Genomic DNA, 21,533 nt, shown 5'->3' with positions numbered 1-21,533 from the left:
CCCGGGGCCGGCCGCCTAGCCGCGGTCGTCCCGGGCCTCGTGGTCCGCACGGCCCTCGTGCTCCCCGCGGCCCGGCCCGTCCTTGCCGTCCTTCTCGGCGTCCGTGATGCGGGCGATCAGCAGGTTCGGGTCGGGCCGTTCGGCCGTGTAGGAGGCGCTGGGCACGTACACCTTGTGGTGGCGCACCGCGACCGACGTGGGGTTGGACAGCCCGTCCTGCGCCGTCAGCAGGACGGTGTGGGTGCCGTCGCGGCGTACGAGGGCGAGCTCGCTGCCGGCGTTCAGGGCGGCGAACTTGGCGACCGTGCTGTCCGCAGTGATCCGGTAGATGCCCGTCTCGGCCGTGCCGGTGTTGTAGGCGACGTAGAGGGTCCCGTCGTGGGTGCGGACGATGCCACTGACGACGGCGGCGCCGACGAGGGGCGTCTGCGGGTCCGCCACGGCGGGCAGCTCGGCGATGATCCGGGTGTCCCCGTTTGGATCGACCCGGGCGACCTGGCGCGCGAAGGAGAAGGTCAGGTTCGCGGAGCCGTCGGGTTCGAGGGCGATGTTCTCGGGCGTCTGCCCGGCGGCGAAGTCGAAGTGCGCGACGATGCGCGGGTCCTTCAGCGTGATCGACTCCGACGGGCCCTGTACCGATGGGCCCTGCGCAGGGGCAGCGGCAGCGGACGCAGGCGCCGGCTCGGCGGTGGCGGAGGCCGGCGCCGGAGCCGAGGAGAGCAGGGCGAGGAGGAAGGCCACCACGCCGGAGGCGGCGATGCGCGGCATGCGGAGCCGGACGGGGAGCCGGAGCCTGCGGACCTCTCGGTCCGCGCCTGCGGTGGGGGGCGTACGGAGCACGGGACTCTCCTTCTCGACCGGGCGCTGGTTGCCATGCGTGACGAGAGTCCAGCAGACCATGACGGAGTGTCACGATCCGTTCATCACACCGCAGTACCGGCCGGAGATCGCCCGCCCGGCCGGAGCCCGCCGGGTCTCCCCGGCGGGCTCCGGCCGTCAGCCGCGAGCCGGGTGGCCCTCAGCCCTCCAGGAAGGCCGCCAGCGCGTTCGCCAGCAGGTACGGGTCGTCCGCACCGCACAGCTCGCGGGCGCTGTGCATCGACAGGATCGCGACCCCGATGTCGACCGTCTGGATGCCGTGGCGGGCGGCCGTGATCGGGCCGATCGTGGTCCCGCACGGCATCGAGTTGTTGGAGACGAACGTCTGCCACGGCACGCCGGCCCGCTCGCAGGCCGCCGCGAACACCGCGCGCCCGCTGCCGTCCGTCGCGTACCGCTGGTTGACGTTGACCTTCAGGATCGGGCCGCCGTTGGCGCGCGGGTGGTGCGAGGGGTCGTGCCGCTCCGCGTAGTTGGGGTGGACGGCGTGGCCCGTGTCCGAGGACAGGCAGATGGTGCCCGCGAAGGCCCGCGCGCGGTCCTCGAACGAGCCCCCGCGGGCGAAGACTGAACGTTCCAGCACGTTGCCCAGCAGCGGTCCGTCCGCCCCCGTGTCCGACTGCGAGCCGTTCTCCTCGTGGTCGAAGGCGGCCAGGACGGGGATGTGGTCCAGCTGCTCGGCGGTCGAGACGGCGACCAGCGCCGCGACGCCCGCGTGCACCGAGATCAGGTTGTCCATCCGCGGCCCGGCGACGAGCTCCTGGTCGCGGCCCAGGTAGGCGGGCGGCTCGATCGAGTGGACCATCAGGTCCCAGCCGGCCACCGAGCCCTGCTCCAGGCCCTCTTCCTCCTCCAGGAAGGCGATGAGGTCGCCCTCCTGCACCTCGCCCAGGCCCCAGATCGGCTGCATGTGCCGCTGCTTGTCGAGCTTGAGCCCGTCGCTGTTGACCGACCGGTCCAGGTGCACGGCCAGCTGCGGGACGCGCAGCAGCGCGCGGTCCACGTTGACCAGCCGCTCGGAGCCGTCGCGCAGGGTGAGCCGCCCCGCCAGGCCCAGGTCCCGGTCCAGCCAGGTGTTGAGCAGGGTTCCGCCGTAGATCTCGACCGCGATCTGCCGCCAGCCCTGGGAGCCCGTGTCGGGCATCGGCTTGACGCGCAGGTTGGGGGAGTCGGTGTGCGCGCCGATGATCCGGAACGGGGTGTGCGCGACCGCGCCTTCCGGGACGAACCAGGCGACGAGTGCGCCGCCGCGGAGCACGAACCGGCCCCCGCTGCCCGCGTCCCAGGCGTCCGTTTCCGCCAACTGCCTGAACCCGGCCTTCTCCAGCCGCTCGGCCGCCTCGGCCACGGCGTGGTACGGCGACGGACTGGCCGTCAAAAAGGTCATCAGATCGTCGGTGTGGCCGCGATCGAAGCGGGCGGGAGAGCTCATGTGGTTCACCTTAACGACGGTCGTGTTCGCCATGGCCGGACTGCGGCGGATAGCCGATACGCCCGGTGGTGCGGGCTGTGTGGTCCGCTTTCCCGGCGGCGTCTCAGCCCGGCGGTCGCTCGAATCGGCGCTGCAGCTGCCTGCGCTCGCCCCGGCGGATGCGCGGGAGCATCTCCGGGGTCGTCGCGGAGCGCTGCGCGCGTCTCTTGCGTCCGGCGCAGAAGATACAGGCCTCCCCGGGCGGAGCGTCGGGGTCGATCGGCGCGCCGGGATGTTCGGAGCATCCCGAGGCGTTGCGCGGCCGGGACAGTTCGCGGGCCACGATGAACGCGCGGTGGAGATCGTCCGCGATGGCGACGAAGTCCTCGGCGGGCGAGGAGAAGCCGAGGTGGAACCGGCGGTCCTCCACGGTCCGCAGGTGGGCGCGCAGGGCGTGCAGGGTGTACGGCGGGTCCGGTACGGGATAGCCGAGCCGGCGCTGCTCCCCCGCCGGCGGGGCGGCGGCCGGGCGGGCGCCGCGGCCGCCCTGGGCGCGCAGGCCGAGCCGGCGCCGGTCGTTGCAGATCAGGCAGCGGCCCCAGCCGTCGGGCGCCTCGGGGTCGAGGGCGCCGTTGGGGTGCTCGGGGCAGCCGGTGTAGCTCTTGGCGGGGGCGAGCCCGGCGGCGGTCTGGAACGCGGTGTAGAGGGCGTCGGCCACGGCTTCGTACTCCGCGGGGTGGGAGCCGTCGTACAGCTCCCTCAGGTGGTCGCCGAGGCTGCCCAGGGCGGCTTGCAGCTCGCGGAGGGCGTACGGCCGCCCGGTCGGGACGGAGTACCCCCTGCTGTTGCCGTGCTGCTCCTGTGGGCTCATGCGAAAAGCGTCCCACGGACGACCGACAACCCGGGAATCCGGCTGTTGCGCGGCCCGTACGGCCGGGCGGCCGGCCCGGCCGCGTCCCCTGCCCGGCCGGCGTGATCGGCCGTGTGACCCGCCCGGCTGCGGCGGCGCGCCCGTCCCGGGCCGGGCCCGCAGGGTCGCCGCAACGGCAGCGGCCGGACCCCCGCACGGAGGTCCGGCCGCTGCGTGTACGTACACCGCGTACAGATGTGGAACGAGCGCCGCAGGCTAGAAGGCGGCCTCGTCGAGCTCCATCAGGGAGTTGTCGACGGCCTCGGCCAGGCTGCGCTGGACCGAGACGCCCGGCAGGACCTCCGCGGCGAAGAACTTCGCCGCCGCGATCTTGCCCTGGTAGAAGGGGACGTCCTTGCTGGAGGCGCCCGCCAGCTTCTCGGCGGCCACGGCCGCGCCCTTGAGCAGCAGGTATCCGACGACCACGTCGCCCGAGGCCATCAGCAGGCGGGTGGTGTTCTGGCCGACCTTGTAGATGTTCTTGACGTCCTCGCCGGTGGCGGTGAGGTCGACGATCATCTGGCCGACGATGGCCTCCAGGTCGACGGCGGCCTTGGCGAGCGCGTCGCGGGCACCGGCCAGCTCCTCGCCGCCGACGGCCTCGGCCAGGAACTTCTTGATCGTCTCGGAGAGGACGTTCAGCGAGGCGCCCTGGTCGCGGACGATCTTCCGGAAGAAGAAGTCCTGGCCCTGGATCGCGGTGGTGCCCTCGTAGAGGGTGTCGATCTTGGCGTCCCGGATGTACTGCTCGACCGGGTACTCCTGCAGGTAGCCGGAGCCGCCGAAGGTCTGCAGGGACTGCGCGAGCTGCTCGTAGGACTTCTCCGAGCCGTAGCCCTTCACGATCGGCAGGAGCAGGTCGTTCAGGCCGACCAGCGCGGAGGCGTCCTCGCCCGCGGCCTGCTTGAGCTGGATCTCGTCCTGGACGGACGCGGTGTACAGGACGAGGGCGCGCATGCCCTCGGCGTACGCCTTCTGCGTCATCAGCGAGCGGCGCACGTCGGGGTGGTGCGTGATGGTGACCTTGGGCGCGGTCTTGTCCATGAAGTTCGCGAGGTCCGGGCCCTGCACGCGCTCCTTGGCGTACTCCAGCGCGTTCAGGTAGCCGGTGGAGAGCGTCGCGATGGCCTTCGTGCCGACCATCATGCGGGCGAACTCGATGATCATGAACATCTGGCGGATGCCGTCGTGCTTGTCGCCGATCAGCCACCCCTTGGCGGGGTGCTGGTCGCCGAAGGTCATCTCGCAGGTGTTGGACGCCTTGAGGCCCATCTTGTGCTCGACGTTCGTCGCGTAGACGCCGTTGCGCTCGCCCAGCTCGCCGGTCTCCCAGTCGAAGTGGAACTTCGGGACCAGGAAGAGGGACAGGCCCTTGGTGCCCGGGCCGTGGCCCTCGGGGCGCGCGAGGACGTAGTGAAGGATGTTCTCCTCCATGTCGTGCTCACCGGACGTGATGAAGCGCTTGACGCCCTCGATGTGCCAGGAGCCGTCCTCCTGCTGGACCGCCTTGGTGCGGCCGGCGCCCACGTCCGAGCCGGCGTCCGGCTCGGTGAGGACCATGGTGGAGCCCCAGCGCTTCTCGACCGCGATCTGGGCGATCTTCTTCTGCGCCTCGTTGCCCTCCTCGAAGAGGACGCCGGCGAACGCCGGGCCCGAGGAGTACATCCAGACGGCCGGGTTGGAGCCGAGCAGCAGCTCCGCGTAGGCCCAGATCAGGGAGCGCGGCGAGGTGGTGCCGCCGATCTCCTCGGGCAGGCCCAGGCGCCAGTACTCGGAGTCCATGAAGGCCTGGTAGCTCTTCTTGAAGGAGGCCGGGACCGGCGCGGTGTTGGTGGCCGGGTCGAAGACCGGCGGGTTGCGGTCGGCGTCCGCGAAGGACTCGGCCAGCTCGTTCTCCGCGAGCCGGGCGATCTCGGACAGCACGCTCTTGGCGGTCTCGGTGTCCATCTCGCCGAACGGGCCGGTGCCGTACAGCTTGTCGCGGCCGAGCACCTCGAAGAGGTTGAACTCGATGTCGCGGAGATTCGACTTGTAGTGCCCCATGGCGACGGCTCCGTTAAGGCTCGGGGAGACAGATTCCTCGTACATACCAATCGGTAACAACATGATGCTACCCGCGGGTAATAACGGCAACCCTTCGGTGACGACTGTGACCAGTGTCAAATCGCGCGCACGAGCTTCGGTCTCGGAACCGTGGAGAACCCCTGGAGCGCGCCCGGCGGCTCCGTGCCCTCGGTAGGCTGACCGCCATGTACGGCTACGACCAGAACCCGGGTGCCCAGCAGCAGTACGCCCCGCCGCAGCAGCAGATGCCCGGCGCCGGGTACGGAGAGCAGCCGCTGTACCCCGAGCCCTCGCCGCCGTCGCTGGCCGACGCGGTGCGGGCCTTCACGACCGGGTCGCTGTCCGCCGAGGACTTCCAGCAGATCTTCGCCACCTCGAAGGTGTACTGCCCGCGCGGCGACACCCCGGGCTTCCTGGCGCTGCACAACACGCAGCAGCCGGTGATCCCGATGTTCACCACGCTCAAGGAGCTCCGCCGGTACGCGGGCAAGGAGTCCAAGTACTTCGTGATCACCGGCGCGGAGGTGATCGACCTGCTGCCGACCGGGTACGGCTTCGTCCTCGACATGGAGGGCGACCACCGCATGGTCTTCGACGCGAAGGCCGTGGAGCAGATGGTCGACTTCGCCATGCGCCGCATGTACGGCTAGCCGCTGCAGGCGCGTGGCCGCGCCGGTGGTGGAGGGCCCGCCCAGGAACCCGGAGCCCGCCCTGTGACCGCCGTGTGCGGCCGGGGCGGGCTTTCCGGTGTTCCGGGGTCTCAGGAGTGCGGCGCGTTCCGGGGTCTCAGGCGGTACGGCGGGAGCGGCCGGCTCAGGCGGTGCGGCGGGAGCGGCGCCACAGCACCGCCGCCGCCGCGCCGGCGGCCAGCGCCCCGGCCGCGTACGCCCACAGCGGCGTCAGCCCCGGCCGGTGGGCGAGCGAGAGCCGGATGCCCGCGAAGGCGAGGACGGCGACGACGTAGTCGGTGCCCTCGGCCCCGTCGCGGGCGGTGGCCCAGCGCAGCAGCAGGCAGCCCGCCAGGCACAGCGCGCCCCACGTGGCCAGGTACGGCCACGGCGAACCCGGCAGTGGGGTCATCGGCATCCCGGTGGCCGCCCACCGCCATGCCGCCCACCCGAGCGCGACGAGCGCCGCCGAGGCGCCCGCGGCTCTGCCCAGAAGCCTCACGAAGGTGCCGAAACGCTTGGCCATGCCGTCTCCCCAGGCGGTCGTTCGGGTGCTCTGCCCCCGGTAGGACGGCGTTTCGGGGTCGCTGGTTGTCCCGGGAATGACGGCGCGCGGTGCGCTGTTCTGTCGGGTGTGGCAGAAAGTTCGAGTTTCAACTAAACTCGGCGCAGAAGGAGGTTCCGACCATGCCTGCAGTGACTGTGGAGAACCCGTTGACGCTCCCCCGCGTCGCAGAGCCCACCCCGGAGACCGCCGCCCGCAAGGTGCTGGCCGTCACGACCGCCCCGGGCGGCTTCGAGGGCGAGGGATTCCCGGTGCGCCGCGCGTTCGCCGGGATCAACTACCAGTACCTCGACCCGTTCATCATGATGGACCAGATGGGCGAGGTGGAGTACGCGCCGGGCGAGCCGAAGGGCACCCCCTGGCACCCCCACCGCGGCTTCGAGACCGTGACGTACCTGATCGACGGAACCTTCGTCCACCAGGACAGCAACGGCGGCGGCGGAGTCATCAACGGCGGTGACACCCAGTGGATGACCGCAGGCTCCGGCCTCCTGCACATCGAGGCCCCGCCGGAGTCCCTCGTCGTCAGCGGCGGGCTCTTCCACGGCCTCCAGCTGTGGGTGAACCTCCCGGCCTCCGACAAGATGATGCCCCCGCGCTACCAGGACATCGGCCGCGGCCAGGTCCAGCTGCTGTCCACCCCCGACGGCGGCGCCCTGCTCCGCGTGATCGCCGGTGAACTCGACGGCCACGCCGGCCCGGGCATCACCCACACCCCGATCACGATGATCCACGCGACGATCACCCCGGGCGCGCAGCTGACCCTGCCGTGGCGGGAGGACTTCAACGCCCTCGCCTACGTCATGGCCGGCCGCGGCAGCGTCGGCACCGACCGCCGACCGTTCCACACCGGCCAGACGGCCGTCTTCGGCGAAGGCGGATCCCTGACGGTGCGGGCGGACGAGTCCCAGGACTCCAACGCTCCGGACTTGGAAGTCGTCCTGCTCGGCGGCCGCCCGATCCGCGAGCCGATGGCGCACTACGGCCCGTTCGTGATGAACACCCGCCACGAACTCCAGCAGGCCTTCGACGACTTCCAGTCGGGCCGCCTGGGCACCATCCCCACCACCCCCCGCTGACCGACTGCCCGCTTGCAGCGGCTCGCACGGTGAGCCAGCCCCAGGTCGCCGACCTGGGGCTGCTTCATGCGCGCGGCTCCCCTGTCCCCGCTGCGGGAGAGCGGTGCGCTGCGGGTCGGGACCGCCAACGAGGCCCGGTCCCGTGGCGGTCGGCGTCGAGTCCGACCACCTGCCCAAGCACCTCGTCAAGCGGTCCTGGATGGGCGAGTTCGCCACGTGAGACGCCCCGGCGGCACGACCCGCACTCATGTCCCCGGCACGGGCCCACCGGCACCGGCGTGGCGGCCGCGGAGTTCCGAGGCCACGCCGAAGACCGCCGCCGTCAGGGGGACGGCCAGCAGCATGCCGAGGATGCCGGCGACGCTCGCCCCGGCCGTGATGGCCAGCATGACCACCGCCGGGTGCATCTGCACCGTCCGGCTCTGGATCAACGGCTGGAGGACGTGCCCCTCCAGCAGCTGCACGGCGAGCACCACGCCCACCGCCCACAGCCCGATGACCCAGCCCCGGTCGGCGAAGGCGACCAGTACGGCGACGGCCCCGGAGATGAAGGCGCCGAGGTACGGGATGTACGCGCCCACGAACACCAGCGCGCCGAGCCCGACCGCGCCGGGAACCCGGAGGATCAGCAGGCCGACGGTGATGCAGACGGCGTCGATCAAGGCGATGAAGGTGGTTCCCCGCATGAATCCCTCGACCGCCTCGAAGGCGCGGCGCGCGATGGCCACGACGGTGTCGCCGGTCGCGCGAGGAGCCAGCGAGCGCAGCGCGCCCGCCGCGCGGTGGGAGTCGCGCAGGAAGAAGAAGATCAGCAGCAGTGCGAGGACGGCGGTCGCGATCACCTCCCCGACGACACTGAGGCCGGTGATCACGCCCGAGGCGGCGGTGGCGCCGAACTTGCCCAGCAGCTCCTTGGCGTGCGAGGCCACGTCCTCCAGGGAGGTCCCGGCGGCGCCGAAGTGGGCGGCGAGGTCCCGGCCCGCGCGCTTGAGGGAGTCGACGATCTGGTCACCGGTGCTGAGCAGGGCGTGCACGACGACGTACGTGGCCCCGCCGGCCACCGCCAGCACGGCGAGGCAGGTGAGGGCGGCGGCGAGCGAGCGGTGCACCTTCATCCGGACCAGCCGGCGGTACAGCGGCCCGAGCAGGGCCGTGCCGAGCAGGGCGAGCAGGACGGGCGTGACGGCGGTCCGGAAGACGTAGCACAACCAGACGCCGATCGCGAGCACACCGGTGACGAGCAGCACGACGACGCACCAGGCGGCGAGGCGGCGTACCGGCTCGGGCAGGAGGGATGAGCTCAGCACACGGTCATCCAACCACGGGGGCGCCTTCCCGCCCGGTACGCTGCGCGGCGCCGCGGCGCCGGGTCAGGAGGGTTCGGGGTCGGGGTCCCGGCCGCTGTCCGCGTCCAGGAGGTCCACCTCGTCCAGGAGATCCACCGCGTCCACGTGATCCACCTCGTCCAAGTCGTCCAGGCCGCCCAAGTCGTCCAGGCCCAGGGCCGCGGCCAGGTCCGGGGCGGCGTCCGGGGCGGGGTCCGCGTCCGGGAGGCCGGAATCCGGCTTGGAGAGCTCGTGCAGCTCGAACCAGATCGACTTGCCCTCGCCCCGCGGGTCCACGCCCCAGGAGTCCGCCAGCATCTCCATCAGCAGGACGCCGCGGCCGCTCGACGCCATCTCCCCGGGCTGCCGCTTGTGCGGCAGTTCGTCGCTGGCGTCCGCCACCTCCACGCGCAGCCGCCGCGTCCCCGGTTCGCCCACCGCCTCCGCCACGAGGAGCGCGTCGCCGTCCGTGTGCATGAGGACGTTGGTCACCATCTCGGAGACCATGAGCACCGCCGAGTCCACCTGCTCCGGGTCCGCCCAGTCGTGCAGCAGCTCCTTGATCTGCTGCCGGGCACCCGTGACCCGCTCGGGCTCGGCCTGCGCCACGGTCAGCATCGTGCGGCGCCCCGGCCGGGCGGGGTGCGCGGTGTCGGTGCCGCAGCCGCAGCGCCCGCCCTCGCGGCACAGCAGGACCACGGCTATGTCGTCCTCGCGCCGGTCCGCGAGCGGACCCGTGGTGTGGTGCGAGGAAGGGCCGTGCACGGCCTGGACCAGCAGGTCGGCCAGCTTTTCGAGGTGTGCCCGCGCCTCGTGTCCCTGCCGCTCGTCGGCCCCGTGCAGGTCGGACTCCAGGATCGCCCGCAGCCGGGCCCAGCCGGTGTCCAGGTCGTGGCCGCCGGTCTCGATGAGCCCGTCGGTGCACAGCATCATCGTCTCGCCGGGCTCCAGCGTGAACCGCGTCGTCGGGTAGTCGGTGTCCGGGACGATGCCGAGCGGCAGGCCTCCCGAGGTGGGCCGCATCATCACCGTGCCGTCCGTCATCCGGATCGCCGGCTCGGGGTGGCCGGCCCGGGCCACCTCCAGCCGCCCGGTCTGCGGGTCGCACTCCGCGTACAGGCAGGTCGCGAAGCGGGGGCTGTGGAAGTCGGAGTCCGGGTCGCCCTGCGCGGAGCACAGCCCGGCCAGGAAGCGGGAGGCGCGGGAGAGCACCGCATCGGGCCGGTGGCCCTCGGAGGCGTACGCGCGCACCGCGATCCGCAGCTGGCCCATCAGGCCGGCGGCCCGTACGTCGTGCCCCTGGACATCGCCGATCACCAGCGCGAAACGGCCCGAGGGCAGCGGGATCACGTCGTACCAGTCGCCGCCGACCTGGAGGCCGCCGCCGGTGGGGACGTACCGGGCGGCGATCCGCATGCCCGGGATCTCCGGTCCGAGCGTCGGCATCATCGACCGCTGGAGGCCGGTCGTGAGTTCCCGCTCGGATTCGGCCACGCCTGCACGCTGGAGCGCCTGGGCCAGCATCCGGGCCACGGTCGTCAGCACGGACCGCTCGTCGGGCGAGAAGGACACCGGGTGCTTGAACGCGGCCATCCAGGCGCCCATGGTGCGCCCGGCGACGATCAGCGGGAGGAAGGCCCAGGAGATCCGGCCGAAGCGCTGGGCGAGGGGCCAGGTGGCTGGAAACCGCCGTTTGTAGTCCCCGGGGGAGGGGAGGTAGATCGCCCGGCCGGTCCGTACGACCTCTGCGGCGGGGTAGTCCGTGTCCAGCCGCATGTCGGTGAAGGGGCCCTCGTCCCCGGGGCCGTGCCCGTGGTGCCCGATGATCGACAGCCGTTCCCCGTCCACGCCGAAGACGGCCAGCCCGTCGGGGCTGAAGCCGGGCATGGACAGCGAGGCGGCCACGCGCAGCACCTCGGAGGTGGACCGGGCCTCGGCGAGGGCCCGCCCCGCGTCCAGCAGGAAGGCCTCGCGGCTGCGCCGCCAGTCGCCCGTGACGGTGGTGTGGGCAGCGGTGGTGCCGGGCTGGGGCTCGGCGATCTCCTGGATGGTGCCGATCAGCTCGTAGTCGACGCGGCCCGTGGCGGAACGGTTCTCCACGGGTTTGGAGCGGCTGCGTACGGTCCTCAGCACCCGCCCGTCCTCGTCCATGATTCGCAGCCGGGCCTCGGCGAGGGTGCCCTCGGCGACCGCGAGGGTGACGATCCCGTTGATCTCGTTCCAGTCCACCGGGTGGAACCGCGACCGTACGGCGACCTCCGGCAGGACCGCCGGCTCGGCGGGCAGCCCGAGGAGCCGGGCGGCCTCGCTGTCGAGGCTGACCGTCCCGGAGGCGTTGTCCCAGCGCCACAGACCCGTCGCGACGGCGGCGAGGACGTCCTCGGTGCGCACCCGGTCATCTTTACAGGTCATCGCCCCGGTGTGCCTGTTCAGGGAGGCCGCCGGGCGAGCCAGCGCGGTCCCCGGCCCGGACGGTAACCTTGTGAGGGTTGAATCCACCCTGGTATCGCGAAGAACTGGATGACTGATGCATCGGTACAGGTCCCACACCTGCGGCGAGCTCCGCGCCTCTGACGTCAACGCCGACGTCCGGCTGAGCGGCTGGCTGCACAACCGTCGAGACCTGGGCGGCATCCTCTTCATCGATCTGCGCGACCACTACGGCATCACGCAGCTCGTCGCCCGCCCCGGTACCGCCGCGAACGAGGCCCTGAGCCACCTGACCAAGGAGACCGTCGTCCGCGTCGACGGCAAGGTCGTCTCCCGCGGTGCCGAGAACATCAACCCCGAGCTGCCCACCGGCGAGATCGAGATCGAGGTCTCGGAGGTCGAGGTGCTCGGCGCGGCCGGCCCGCTGCCGTTCACGATCAACACCGACGACGGCGTCAACGAGGAGCGTCGCCTGGAGTACCGCTTCCTCGACCTGCGCCGTGAGCGCATGCACCGCAACATCATGCTGCGGTCGGCGGTCATCGCCTCCATCCGCTCCAAGATGGTGGCCCTCGGCTTCAACGAGATGGCGACCCCGATCCTCACCGCGACCTCCCCTGAGGGCGCGCGTGACTTCGTGGTGCCGTCCCGCCTGAACCCGGGCAAGTTCTACGCCCTGCCGCAGGCACCGCAGCAGTTCAAGCAGCTGCTGATGATCTCGGGCTTCGACCGGTACTTCCAGATCGCCCCCTGCTTCCGCGACGAGGACGCCCGCGCCGACCGCTCGCCGGGCGAGTTCTACCAGCTCGACGTGGAGATGTCCTTCGTCGAGCAGGAGGACGTGTTCCAGCCGATCGAGCGCCTCATGACCGAGCTCTTCACCGAGTTCGGCAAGGGCCGCGAGGTCACCTCTCCGTTCCCGCGGATCCCGTTCCGCGAGTCGATGCTGAAGTACGGCAACGACAAGCCCGACCTGCGGGCGAAGCTGGAGCTCGTCGACATCACCGACGTCTTCGAGAACTCCGAGTTCAAGGCCTTCGCCGGCAAGCACGTCCGCGCCCTGCCGGTGCCGGACACCGCCGCCCAGCCGCGCAAGTTCTTCGACGGGCTCGGCGACTTCGCCGTCTCCCTCGGCGCCAAGGGCCTGGCCTGGGTCCGCGTCGGCGAGGACGGCACGCTGTCCGGCCCGATCGCGAAGTTCCTCACCGAGGAAAACGTCAAGGTCCTCACCGAGCGCCTCGGCCTGGCCCCCGGGCACGCCGTGTTCTTCGGCGCGGGCGAGTTCGACGAGGTCTCCAAGATCATGGGCCCGGTCCGGGTCGAGGCCGCCAAGCGCGCCGGCCAGTTCGAGGAGAATGTCTTCCGCTTCTGCTGGATCGTCGACTTCCCGATGTACGAGAAGGACGAGGAGACCGGCCGGATCGACTTCTCGCACAACCCCTTCTCCATGCCCCAGGGCGGCATGAAGGACCTGGAGGAGAAGGACCCGCTCGACATCCTGGCCTGGCAGTACGACATCGTCTGCAACGGCATCGAGCTGTCCTCCGGCGCCATCCGCAACCACGAGCCCGAGGTCATGCTGAAGGCCTTCGAGATCGCGGGGTACGAGGCCGAGACCGTCGAGCGCGAGTTCGCGGGCATGCTGCGCGCCTTCCGGCTGGGCGCCCCGCCGCACGGTGGCATCGCCCCGGGCGTGGACCGCATCGTGATGCTGCTGGCGGACGAGCCGAACATCCGCGAGACGATCGCCTTCCCGCTGAACGGCAACGCGCAGGACCTGATGATGGGCGCGCCCACCGTCCTGGAGGAGTCCCGCCTGCGCGAGCTGAACATCGCCCTGCGCAAGCCCGTGGAGACGAAGACGCCGGACGCGAAGCCGGTCGCCGAGGCCGTCCACCCGGACGCGGCGCGCTGAGCGTACGAGGCATGAGGAAGGGCCCGGGATCGAGGATCCCGGGCCCTTCCGGTGTGTAGGGCGACCGCCGGTGTGTCGGTCTGCGGCGGATCGGCGGCTAGAAGCGGTCGAGGATGCCCTTGAGCAGGGCCGCGGAGGACAGCTCGGCGGGGGCGGGGCCGGCGTGGAAGAAGCCGGCGTTCTCGACGTCCAGCTTGCGCAGGAAGTCGAAGGCCTTGGCGTCGTGGTCGCCGAAGGCGACGAACTGCCAGTGCACCTCGGGCGCGGAGGCGGCGGCGTCGGCCAGGGCCTGCTTGGCGGGCTGTCGGTTGTCGGGGGCGCCGTCGGTCTGGAAGACGACCAGGGCGGGGCCCTCGTTGCCGTCCTTCCGGTACTGCTCCAGCACCTGCTCCACGGCGCGGTGGTAGCTGGTGCGGCCCATGTGGCCGAGCTCGGCGTGACGCGCCTCGACCCAGGCGGCGTCGTGGCCGTCGAGGCTCAGGTCGGCGGTGCCGTCCACGTCCGTGGAGAAGAACACGGTGTGGACGGTGGCCGCGTCGTCCAGGTGGGCGGCGAGGGCCAAGGCGTGATCGGCCAGGTACTGCGCGCTGCCGTCCTTGTAGAACGGGCGCATGGAGCCGGACCTGTCCAGCACCAGGTACACCTTGGCCCGGGCCCCGGCCTTCCCCTTGCCGCGCAGTACCTGCCCGGCGGCCTTGTACGCCCCCACCACACCGGGAGCCCGCCGCCGCACCACGGCAAGCGCGTGCGCGGGCCCCTCGACCGCCTCGACGGTGACGGCCTCGGGCGCGACGGAGGCCTCCTCGGCGGCCGGCTCGGCCTCGGCGGTGACGGCCTCGGGTTCGGCGGCCTCGCTGGCCGGCGCCTCCTCGATGACCGGCTCGGCCTCGGCGGTGACGGCGTCGGGCTCCTCAGCCTCGGCGGTGACCGGCTCGGCCTCGGCGGTGACGGCCTCGGGTTCGGCGGCCTCGCTGGCCGGCGCCTCCTCGGCCGCAGGCTCCTCGGCCTCGGCGGTGACGGGCTCGGCCACCTCCGCCTCGGTGGTGACGGGCTCGGCCACCTCCGCCTCGGTGGTGACGGGCTCGGCAACCTCGGCCTCTACGGCGGGCTCCGGCTCGGCGGCGACCTCCGGCGCGGGTGCTTCGGCTTCCGCCGCGGCGGGCTCTGCGGCCTTGGCCTCCGGCTCCGCCGCGGCGGGCTCGGCGGGCTCGGCGGCCTCGACGGCTGCCGGCTCCGCGGCGGCCGGTTCCGGCTCGGTGGGAGCCGGGGTGGGACGCGGCGTGGAGCCGGAGCCCGGGGTCTGGGGGCGGCGGGCCTCCGGGACCGTCGGGTCCGTGACCGGCGTCGCCGGGGCGGTCATGACGGTGCCCGGTTCCCGATCCCGCGGAGCGGACTGCGGCGGCACCGTCGGGTTGTCGAAGGACGCCGCGACCAGTTCGGCCGCCGCATCCAGGGGGGTGCGTTCCGCCTGGTTCGGGACGGCGGCAGCCGAAGTGCCGTCCGACGTCTCCGGAACCGGCTCGGCAGACCGTCCGAACACCTTGCGCAACAAGCTCCGAATACCCATGGGCCAGGCCTTTCGCATGAGTGCGTGCGTCATTTGTCCGTGCTGCGCGGTTGATCCCTGCCCAGAGTGGACACGTAAGGTTATCGGCCCCTCGGCTGGATCTTCGGCAGGGGCGCCCTTCGTGGCGCCCGCCCCGTACAGCACCTCCCCCCGCCTTCCTAACTCCCGCACCGACGCGACCGGTTCACCCGGCGTTCATCCCCGCGCCGCCGCTCCGGCGCAACCCGGGCCTACCGTCACGGCTGGACTCGACCGACACGCTGTCGGTGTCGACGCCGTGCATCTACGGAGGAAACTCGTGCGCAAGCTCCTGCCGCTCATCGGCAACCCGCATGGGGGCGGCCGTTCCGCCCTCACCTGTCGTTACCGCTGCGGCGACGCCTGCTTCCACGAGGTGCCGAACACCAGCGACAACGAGTACGTCGGCGATGTCATGGCCCGCGCCTACTCCCGCCGCTCGATGCTGCGCTCGGCCGCCGTCGTCACCGTCGCCTCCGCCGCCGGCACCGCGCTCGCCCTCGGCGGCGACGGCTCCTCGGCCACCGCCGCGCCCGCCGCCGACGCCCAGGGAGCCGATTCCGCCGACGCCGCGAACGCGCAGGGTGCCCGCGGCCTGCGGTTCAAGCCGGTCGCGCCGAACACCGACGACCGGGTCACCACCCCCGAGGGCTACGAGCAGAACGTGGTGATCCGCTGGGGTGACCCGATCGTCAAGGGCGCCCCGGCCTTCAACCCCGACAAGCAGACCGCCGCCGCCCAGGCCGGCCAGTTCGGCTACAACAACGACTTCCTGGCCCTGCTCCCGCTCGGCAGCGGCTACGAGCGCCGGCAGCTCCTCGTCGCCAACCACGAGTACACCGACGAAAACCTGATGTTCAAGGGCTACGACCCGGCGAACCCGACCCGCGAGCAGGTCGAGACGGCCTGGGCGGCGCACGGCCTCGGCGTGGTCGTCGTCCAGGAGGACCACCGCAGCGGCAAGCTGACCGCCGTGGGCCGCCACCAGCTCAACCGCCGCCTCACCGCGACCAGCGAGTTCAGGCTCAGCGGCCCCGTCGCCGGCAGCGCCCTGGTGAAGACCTCCGCGGACGCCACCGGCACCAAGGTGCTCGGCACGCTCAACAACTGCTCCGGCGGCACCACCCCGTGGGGCACCACGCTCCACGGCGAGGAGAACTTCAACGAGTACTTCGCCAACGCCGGCCAGGTCATCGACCCGGTCCAGGCCGCCCGGCTGAAGCGCTACGGCGTGACCACCGGCGCCACCGAGCGCAAGTGGGAGCGCTTCGACAAGCGCTTCGACGTGCTCCAGGAGCCCAACGAGCCGCACCGCTTCGGCTGGGTCGTCGAGCTCGACCCGTACGACCCGAACTCCACCCCGCGCAAGCGCACCGCGCTCGGCCGCTTCAAGCACGAGGGCGCACAGCCCCGACTCACCGAGGACGGCCGTCCCGTCGTCTACATGGGCGACGACGAGCGCTTCGACTACTTCTACAAGTTCGTCTCGTCGAAGCAGATGAAGAAGGGCAACTCGCGCGCGGCGAAGGAGCACAACCTCACGCTGCTCGACGAGGGCACGCTCTACGTCGCCAAGCTGACCGGCGACTCCCCGGCCGCCGAGATCGACGGTTCCGGCAAGCTCCCCTCCGACGGCCGGTTCGACGGCTCCGGCATCTGGATCAAGCTCGCCACCGCCTCCCCCTCCGGCAATGTCTCCCACGTCGAGGGCATGACCGCCGAGGAGGTGTACGTCTTCACGCGCCAGGCCGCCGACAAGGTGGGCGCCACGAAGATGGACCGCCCCGAGGACATCGAGCCCTCGCCGCGCACGGGTCGTGTCTACGTCGCGCTCACGAACAACACCGACCGCGGCAAGGCCGGCAAGGCGGGCGCGGACGAGGCCAACCCGCGCAACCTGAACAAGCACGGCCAGATCCTGGAACTCGCCGAGAACTTCGACGACCCGGCGGGAGACGGCTTCGCCTGGCGGCTGTTCCTCGTCGCCGGTGACCCGAAGGACCCGGCCACCTTCTTCGCGGGCTTCCCGAAGGAGCAGGTCAGCCCGATCTCCTGCCCGGACAACGTGACCTTCGACCCGCACGGCAACCTGTGGATCTCCACGGACGGCAACCAGCTCGGCTCCCACGACGGCCTGTTCGGTGTCGCGACCGCCGGCGAGCGCCGTGGTGAGCTCAAGCAGTTCCTGACGGTTCCGCGCGGTGCCGAGACCTGTGGTCCGCTGGTCCAGGACAAGCGCGTCCTGGTCGCCGTCCAGCACCCGGGCGAGATCGACGGCGCGTCCGTCGAGAAGCCGGAGTCGGTGTGGCCCGACGGCCCCGGCAAGATCGTCCGCCCCGCGGTCGTGGCCGTCTGGCGCAAGGACGGCAAGAACATCGGTATCTGACCGGGCCGTTGAGGGGTGTTTCACGTGAAACATCCCCTCACGGCCTCCACCGCCGTTCGTCAACCGCCGCTCGTCACCCGCCCGACCGGGAGCCGGAGGGTGGTCTCCGCGCCGCCCTCGGGCGGATTACTGAAGGCCAGCGCGATGTCCAGCACCGCCGCCTGGCCCGCCACGATGGTCAGGCCCAGCCCGTGGCCCCGACCCCGCCCGGGGTCTCCGGTGCGGAAGCGCTGCGGTCCCTGCCCGATCAGCTCGGGCGGGTAGCCCGGCCCGTGGTCGCGGACGGTGATCAGCGGGCCCTCGACGCTCACCTCGATCGGCGGGCGCCCGTGCTTGTCGGCGTTGACCAGCAGATTGGTCAGGATCCGGTCCAGGCGCCGCCGGTCGGTGAAGACCACCGCGTCGCGCACCACCCGTACGGAAGCGGGCAGCCGGGTCGCGGAGACGGCCCGCTGCACCGCCCGCCCGAGTTCCACCCGGGCCAGGTCCGCGCGTTCGACACCCGAGTCCAGCCTGGAGATCTCCAAGAGGTCCTCGGTCAGCAGGTGCAGGGCCTTGAGCCGGTCGTTGATCATTTCCTTGGGGCGGCCCTCCGGCAGCAGGGCGGCGGCGGCCAGGGAGCCGGTGAGCGGGGTGCGCAGCTCGTGCGCCACGTCCGCGGTGAAGCGCTTCTCCGCCTCCAGCCGCTTCTGCAGGGAGGCCGCCATCGAGTCGAGGGCCTGCGCCACGTCCCGGACCTCGTCGCGGTAGCGGGGCCGGCGCCGCGCGTCCGCGGCCCCGGAGTCGGGGCCGGCGCCGCGACCGCCGTCCGTACCGGCACCGCCTCCCGCGCCTGCACCGCCGCCTGCGCCGGCCGCACCGCTCGCGCCGCCCGCGTACGGGGGGCCGTCGTCGTCGATCGGGTAGCCGACGCGGGCGTCCAGGTCCCCGGAGCTGATCCGGCGGGCCACGGCGGCCGTCACCGCCAGCCGCCGGCTGATCCGGTTGGCGAGGAACACGCCCGCCAGCGCCACCACCCCGGCTGCGAGCACCGAGGAGGCGAGGATCGCGGTGTCGATGTCACGCAGCCTGGCGCGGGTGCTCTCGTAGGGGATCCAGACGGCGAGGGGCTTGTCGTCGGCGGGACCTGCCGCCCACATCACGGGCTTGCCGTCGTGCTCGCCGACCATGCTGCCGGTCATCCCGCGGGCGACCAGCTTCCGCAGCGGCTGCGGCAGGTCGGGCGGGTCGAGGACCAGGTTCACGTCGCCGTGCGCGGTGCCGTACTGGTAGTGGCCGAAGGCGTGGTCCAGCTCCCGGCCCACGTCCTTGCGCACCTCCCCGACGACCTGCCGGGCGACCACGTTGTGCACCAGGATCCCGAGCGCCGCCGCGACCGCGCAGCACACCGCTGTGATGGTCAGGGCGATCTTCCAGCGCAGACTGCTCGTGATCCGCATCCCGCCCGGCCCTCAGCTGCTCGTGGAGCACGGGACGCCGCTGTCCTGCGCGCCCGCGCATTCGTCGAGGGTGAGCTGGGACAGGTTCATGACCCCGGCTTCCGGGTCCCACACGTAGTCGGAGACGGAGACCTTCTTCGGGTTCGACGTCGGCTCGCGCAGGGCCAGGTGTTTGCCGGCCACCTCCACGCCCTCCAGGATCCCGCGCCGCGACAGGATCCGGGCGATGGAGCCGTCGTCCCGGACGGTGTAGACGCGCAGTTCGCTGGAGCGGCCGTCGAGGTCGAGGGCGGTGATCAGCTCCTCCCGCCCGTTGCCGGTCACATCGGCCAGGACGGCGGGCCGCACCGGGCAGTCGGGCCCGCCGTCCACAGCCTGTGTACAGAGCGCGAGCCGCTGCACGGCCCGCGGATCGACGAGCCGCCCGCTCCCGTCGTCCTGTGCGGTGGCGGAGGTGACGTCGGCGCGTACGACCTCCAGCGCGTTCACCCCGCGCATGCTCAGGCCGGCGACCTTGGGCAGACCCGGGACGACGGCGGCCGCGCCAGGTCTCTCGCCCGGACCCGGCGGCTTCGGATGGACGTCCTTCCACAGGGTGCGGGGGGCGTGCACCGTGCCCAGGTCCCCTTCGTTCTGCACCCCCTCCACGTCGGCGCACCCGGCTGCGGCCGCGAGGACGACGGCGAGGACCGGGACGGCCGCGGCGCCGCGGCGGCCGGGCGGGAAGAGGGTCCGCATGCTCCGATGCTCTCCCGGGCGGCCCGTCCCGGCCCGGGAGCGGGCCCGTTCGGGGGATGCGGGGCGGCCGGCCGCGGCCGTTCAGCGGTCCGCGGAGGCGATCGCCCGGGCCGCGGCGAGCTCACGGCGCACCGGGGCCAGGACGGAGGCCTCGTCCCCGGCCCGCGGGGGCGGCGGCTCCAGCTGGGCCGGGGTGCGGGCGTTGCGGACCCCCTCGGCCAGGGCCCGCAGATCGGCGGTGACGGCGGCGACCTCCTCGGCGCGTGGAGCCGGCGCCCCGTGGTTGACCCGGACCCGCGCGGCGGTCGTCGCGTCCACGATCCGCTCGACGGCGACCACCAGCGGCCACCATGCGGCGGCCCGCGCCCCCGTCGGCGGCGGCTCGGTCAGGGCCCGCTGGAACTCGCTTCGTACGCCCGACAGGTCCCGGTAGATGCGCCGCCTGGCCTGGAGCCGGGCGGTCCGCGCCGCCCGCAGGGCCGGCTCCGTCGGCTCGTGGGCGCCGAACGCGCGCTCCACGTACCGGGCGGCGTCGTCCACTGCGTCGGCGAGCCGGTCACCGATCCGGGCGTGCCAGCTCTCGGGCCACAGCAGATAGCCCGCGACCAGGGCGATGGCACAGCCGATCAGGCTGTCCAGCAGCCGGGGCCGGATCAGGTCGAAGCCCTGGTGGTTGAGGAGGTCCGACAGCAGCAGGATCACGGGGGTGATCGCGGCGGTCTGGAAGGCGTATCCCTTGGCGGAGAAGGCGGGGATCAGGGCGGCCAGCGCCGCCATCACCGGCACGTCCCACCAGCCGCGCGGCACCTCGGCGAGCACGGCCGCGGCGACGACCAGTCCGCCCGCGGTGCCCAGCGCGCGCAGCACGGCCCGGGAGAACACCGAGCCGAAGTCGGGCTTGAGGACGAAGGTGACGGTCAGCGCCACCCAGTACGAGCGCTCGACCGGTACGAGGGAGACCAGCGACTGGGCCAGCCCGATGCACAGGGCGAGCCGCAGCCCGTACCGCCACGAGGCCCCGGACAGCATCATGTCGCGGACGGTCCGCCGGGCACGGACGGTCAGTGCGGCGGGCCGCCCCAGCCGGTCGTCGACGTTGTACGGGTCGGGCTCGGCGGCGTGCACGATCGCCGCCGCATGGCGCAGGGCCGAGTCGAGGGCCCGTTCGGCGGGGGTGTGCGGTTCGGGCAGGACCGGTACGGGCGCCCCCGTACGGCCTTCCTCGACGGCGCGGGCCAGCTCCCGTACGGCCGCCGGGAGCGCGGGCGGCAGCGGACCGCCCCGCAGGTGCATGGCGGGAGCCGCCTCGACCAGGCCGATCACCGCGTTCAGCTGGGCCAGCATCCGCACCAGCGCGGGGCTGCGGCCGTGCACCCTGGCCCGCCGGCCCAGCACCAGGTCGTAGGCCTGGTTCAGGGCCTGCGTGACCTCCTGGCGCCGCTCCGTGTACGCGGCTCCCCCTGCGGCCTCCAAGGCGTCGGCGAGGGCCCGGTAGGTGGCGGCGACCGCGGCCCGCTCCGGTCGGTGCCCGCGCAGCGGCCAGCCCAGCAGGGTCAGGGCGAGGACGAACAGCCCGCCCGCCGCGAGCAGGACCGGCGCCGTCCACCAGGGGCTGGGCAGCGGCAGACCGGCGCCGACGACGGCGTTGAGCAGCAGGAGCAGGCCGGAGACGGAGGCGACCGTACCGATCGAGGAGATCATCCCGGACACCAGGGCGATCAGGGTGAGCGCGCCGACGGCGAGCCAGCCGTGCCCGAAGACCAGAGTCCCCAGGGTGACCCCGACCGCGCCGAAGAACTGCGGCACGGCGATGTTCAGGATCCGCATCCGGTAGGCGTCCGCGGTGTCGCCGATGACCCCGGACAGGGCGCCCATCGAGGCGAGCGCGCCGTACTCGGGTTCGTCGAGGGCGAAGCCGACGGCGAGCGGAACGGCCAGTGCGATGCCCGCGCGGACGACCGCGGCCCAAGGGACGGGGGCGGCCGTGGGCCGCAGGCCCTTGAGCAGCCAGGCGGGTGGAGCCAGCGGACGGTGCCGGGCCCGCCCGGACGGTATGTCTTCGGTGCGTTCGGTGCTCATACCCGTTTCCGTGCGGCCGCTCGTGAATCGGTTCTACTGCGTCTTCTGCGTCTTCTGCGT

General features: G+C 72.5%; 15 protein-coding genes. 4 read left to right on the top strand and 11 right to left on the bottom strand.

Features of this window, described 5'->3' with window-relative positions; all coding sequences use genetic code 11:
• Positions 1-15: 15 nt before the first annotated feature.
• From AB0B01_RS14005 to AB0B01_RS13990, 4 genes are all read right to left on the bottom strand, one after another.
• Positions 16-840, bottom strand: coding sequence for a hypothetical protein (locus AB0B01_RS14005; protein WP_361717285.1), 825 nt, complete (start codon positions 838-840; stop codon positions 16-18).
• A gap of 178 nt (positions 841-1,018) precedes the next feature.
• Positions 1,019-2,311 (bottom strand): M18 family aminopeptidase, encoded by a 1,293-nt coding sequence (locus AB0B01_RS14000; RefSeq protein WP_361717282.1) that lies wholly within the window; start codon positions 2,309-2,311, stop codon positions 1,019-1,021.
• 103 nt (positions 2,312-2,414) lie between these two features.
• Positions 2,415-3,161, bottom strand: coding sequence for a hypothetical protein (locus AB0B01_RS13995; RefSeq protein ID WP_356852122.1), 747 nt, complete (start codon positions 3,159-3,161; stop codon positions 2,415-2,417).
• Between the two features lie 255 nt (positions 3,162-3,416).
• Entirely contained in the window at positions 3,417-5,243 is a 1,827-nt protein-coding gene (locus tag AB0B01_RS13990; RefSeq protein ID WP_361717279.1) for an acyl-CoA dehydrogenase, read from the bottom strand.
• Between the two features lie 206 nt (positions 5,244-5,449).
• Here AB0B01_RS13990 and AB0B01_RS13985 point away from each other — a divergent pair, with 206 nt between their 5' ends.
• On the top strand, positions 5,450-5,914 hold the full coding sequence (locus AB0B01_RS13985; protein WP_361717276.1) for an SseB family protein: 465 nt from the start codon (positions 5,450-5,452) through the stop codon (positions 5,912-5,914).
• A gap of 163 nt (positions 5,915-6,077) precedes the next feature.
• Here the strand turns inward: AB0B01_RS13985 and AB0B01_RS13980 are convergent, their stop codons facing one another.
• The gene (locus AB0B01_RS13980) at positions 6,078-6,458 is read right to left on the bottom strand and encodes a hypothetical protein (protein WP_361717273.1); all 381 of its coding nucleotides are present in this window, start codon (positions 6,456-6,458) and stop codon (positions 6,078-6,080) included.
• A gap of 161 nt (positions 6,459-6,619) precedes the next feature.
• On the opposite strand from AB0B01_RS13980, the gene AB0B01_RS13975 reads away from it, so the two are divergent.
• Complete coding sequence (locus AB0B01_RS13975; protein WP_361717270.1) at positions 6,620-7,576, top strand: pirin family protein; 957 nt, start codon at positions 6,620-6,622, stop codon at positions 7,574-7,576.
• Positions 7,577-7,821: 245 nt separating this feature from the next.
• Here AB0B01_RS13975 and AB0B01_RS13970 read toward each other — a convergent pair whose 3' ends face one another.
• Both AB0B01_RS13970 and AB0B01_RS13965 read right to left on the bottom strand, forming a co-directional pair.
• On the bottom strand, positions 7,822-8,883 hold the full coding sequence (locus tag AB0B01_RS13970) for an AI-2E family transporter (RefSeq protein WP_361717267.1): 1,062 nt from the start codon (positions 8,881-8,883) through the stop codon (positions 7,822-7,824).
• 63 nt (positions 8,884-8,946) lie between these two features.
• The gene (locus AB0B01_RS13965) at positions 8,947-11,292 is read right to left on the bottom strand and encodes a SpoIIE family protein phosphatase (RefSeq protein WP_361717407.1); all 2,346 of its coding nucleotides are present in this window, start codon (positions 11,290-11,292) and stop codon (positions 8,947-8,949) included.
• A gap of 136 nt (positions 11,293-11,428) precedes the next feature.
• Between AB0B01_RS13965 and aspS the strand changes: the two genes are divergently transcribed.
• Complete coding sequence (gene aspS, locus AB0B01_RS13960) at positions 11,429-13,246, top strand: aspartate--tRNA ligase (protein WP_361717264.1); 1,818 nt, start codon at positions 11,429-11,431, stop codon at positions 13,244-13,246.
• Positions 13,247-13,343: 97 nt separating this feature from the next.
• On the opposite strand, the gene AB0B01_RS13955 is transcribed toward aspS, so the two are convergent.
• Positions 13,344-14,813, bottom strand: a complete 1,470-nt coding sequence (locus AB0B01_RS13955) for a VWA domain-containing protein (RefSeq protein ID WP_361717261.1) — start codon at positions 14,811-14,813, stop codon at positions 13,344-13,346.
• Between the two features lie 298 nt (positions 14,814-15,111).
• On the opposite strand from AB0B01_RS13955, the gene AB0B01_RS13950 reads away from it, so the two are divergent.
• Positions 15,112-17,217, top strand: coding sequence for a PhoX family phosphatase (locus AB0B01_RS13950; RefSeq protein WP_361717258.1), 2,106 nt, complete (start codon positions 15,112-15,114; stop codon positions 17,215-17,217).
• Between the two features lie 59 nt (positions 17,218-17,276).
• Here AB0B01_RS13950 and AB0B01_RS13945 read toward each other — a convergent pair whose 3' ends face one another.
• The 3 genes from AB0B01_RS13945 to AB0B01_RS13935 all read right to left on the bottom strand — a co-directional run bounded on the left by AB0B01_RS13945 (position 17,277) and on the right by AB0B01_RS13935 (position 21,473).
• The gene (locus tag AB0B01_RS13945) at positions 17,277-18,656 is read right to left on the bottom strand and encodes an ATP-binding protein (protein WP_361717255.1); all 1,380 of its coding nucleotides are present in this window, start codon (positions 18,654-18,656) and stop codon (positions 17,277-17,279) included.
• Positions 18,657-18,668: 12 nt separating this feature from the next.
• The gene (locus AB0B01_RS13940) at positions 18,669-19,394 is read right to left on the bottom strand and encodes a hypothetical protein (RefSeq protein WP_361717252.1); all 726 of its coding nucleotides are present in this window, start codon (positions 19,392-19,394) and stop codon (positions 18,669-18,671) included.
• 81 nt (positions 19,395-19,475) lie between these two features.
• Complete coding sequence (locus tag AB0B01_RS13935; protein WP_361717250.1) at positions 19,476-21,473, bottom strand: FUSC family protein; 1,998 nt, start codon at positions 21,471-21,473, stop codon at positions 19,476-19,478.
• Positions 21,474-21,533 lie beyond the last annotated feature (60 nt).

The sequence above is a fragment of the Streptomyces sp. NPDC044571 genome (assembly GCF_040647115.1).
Taxonomy (GTDB): Bacteria; Actinomycetota; Actinomycetes; order Streptomycetales; family Streptomycetaceae; genus Streptomyces.
Note: the sequence above shows the minus strand (reverse complement) of the source record. Positions and strands in the feature narration are given on the sequence as shown.

Excerpts from the sequence above, each read along its gene's own strand:
- AB0B01_RS14000 (WP_361717282.1), bottom strand. The coding sequence starts at position 2,311 with ATGAGCTCTCCCGCCCGCTTCGATCGCGGCCACACCGACGATCTGATG.
- AB0B01_RS13995 (WP_356852122.1), bottom strand. The coding sequence starts at position 3,161 with ATGAGCCCACAGGAGCAGCACGGCAACAGCAGGGGGTACTCCGTCCCG.
- AB0B01_RS13990 (WP_361717279.1), bottom strand. The coding sequence starts at position 5,243 with ATGGGGCACTACAAGTCGAATCTCCGCGACATCGAGTTCAACCTCTTC.
- AB0B01_RS13985 (WP_361717276.1), top strand. The coding sequence starts at position 5,450 with ATGTACGGCTACGACCAGAACCCGGGTGCCCAGCAGCAGTACGCCCCG.
- AB0B01_RS13980 (WP_361717273.1), bottom strand. The coding sequence starts at position 6,458 with ATGGCCAAGCGTTTCGGCACCTTCGTGAGGCTTCTGGGCAGAGCCGCG.
- AB0B01_RS13975 (WP_361717270.1), top strand. The coding sequence starts at position 6,620 with ATGCCTGCAGTGACTGTGGAGAACCCGTTGACGCTCCCCCGCGTCGCA.
- aspS (WP_361717264.1), top strand. The coding sequence starts at position 11,429 with ATGCATCGGTACAGGTCCCACACCTGCGGCGAGCTCCGCGCCTCTGAC.
- AB0B01_RS13955 (WP_361717261.1), bottom strand. The coding sequence starts at position 14,813 with ATGGGTATTCGGAGCTTGTTGCGCAAGGTGTTCGGACGGTCTGCCGAG.
- AB0B01_RS13945 (WP_361717255.1), bottom strand. The coding sequence starts at position 18,656 with ATGCGGATCACGAGCAGTCTGCGCTGGAAGATCGCCCTGACCATCACA.
- AB0B01_RS13940 (WP_361717252.1), bottom strand. The coding sequence starts at position 19,394 with ATGCGGACCCTCTTCCCGCCCGGCCGCCGCGGCGCCGCGGCCGTCCCG.
- AB0B01_RS13935 (WP_361717250.1), bottom strand. The coding sequence starts at position 21,473 with ATGAGCACCGAACGCACCGAAGACATACCGTCCGGGCGGGCCCGGCAC.